Below are 727 nucleotides of genomic sequence, written 5' to 3'. Positions count from 1 at the left end.
CACCCTAGGGTTCGTCGGCAGCGTCAGTTGTGTATAAGAGACAGCCGTCGCCCTCCCCCTAAACCGTTTTGGCGATAGCTCCCGCCATCCCATATGCTTCTCACGTCCCCGACGCGCTGAGAAGCGCCCAGGCGGGCCGATAGCCCTCATCGTCTAGCGGCCTAGGACGCCGCCCTTTCAAGGCGGTAGCACGGGTTCGAATCCCGTTGGGGGCACGCACCACCCTGTGCGACACTGTCGTACGAAGCTTGGTCCTGTGGAGCAGTTTGGAGTGCTCGCCACCCTGTCAAGGTGGAGGCCGCGGGTTCAAATCCCGTCAGGACCGCTGAGGTTTCACGTGAAACCTCGTGGCTGGGTAGCTCAGTTGGTACGAGCGTCCGACTGAAAATCGGAAGGTCGCCGGTTCGACCCCGGCCCCAGCCACAGCAGCCCTCACCAGGGCTTGAGTCCCTCCCCGAAGCATTCGGGGAGGGACTCTTTCGTTTCCCCCACCGCACCCGACGCCACTCCGGTCGCTCGGGCAGCGTGCCGACAGCCCTGCGTGCGGCGCCAGTACCCGCCTGGTACCGACCGGGCCGGTACCGGCCTGCTCGGTCCTCCGGCCGGGGCTGTTACGGGTCACGACAAAAGGGTTAGCCATCAAATTCGGCGGGATGAGATCCTGGATCCCGTATGTCTACGCACCCCGCCCCCGCCCCTGGCTCTTATACCCATCTCCCAGCCCACG

General features: G+C 64.8%; 3 tRNA genes. All 3 read left to right on the top strand.

What is annotated here, in order from left to right:
• Positions 1-142 precede the first annotated feature (142 nt).
• The 3 genes from C1J00_RS43885 (at position 143) to C1J00_RS43875 (ending at position 423) form a co-directional block, all read left to right on the top strand.
• Positions 143-215: transfer RNA gene (locus C1J00_RS43885), tRNA-Glu, on the top strand.
• Positions 216-250: 35 nt separating this feature from the next.
• Positions 251-325 (top strand) — tRNA-Asp (locus tag C1J00_RS43880).
• Between the two features lie 24 nt (positions 326-349).
• Positions 350-423 (top strand) — tRNA-Phe (locus C1J00_RS43875).
• The last annotated feature ends 304 nt before the right edge of the window (positions 424-727 follow it).

The sequence above is a fragment of the Streptomyces cahuitamycinicus genome (assembly GCF_002891435.1).
GTDB lineage: Bacteria > Actinomycetota > Actinomycetes > Streptomycetales > Streptomycetaceae > Streptomyces > Streptomyces cahuitamycinicus.
This window is presented reverse-complemented; position numbering and strand designations above follow the sequence as displayed.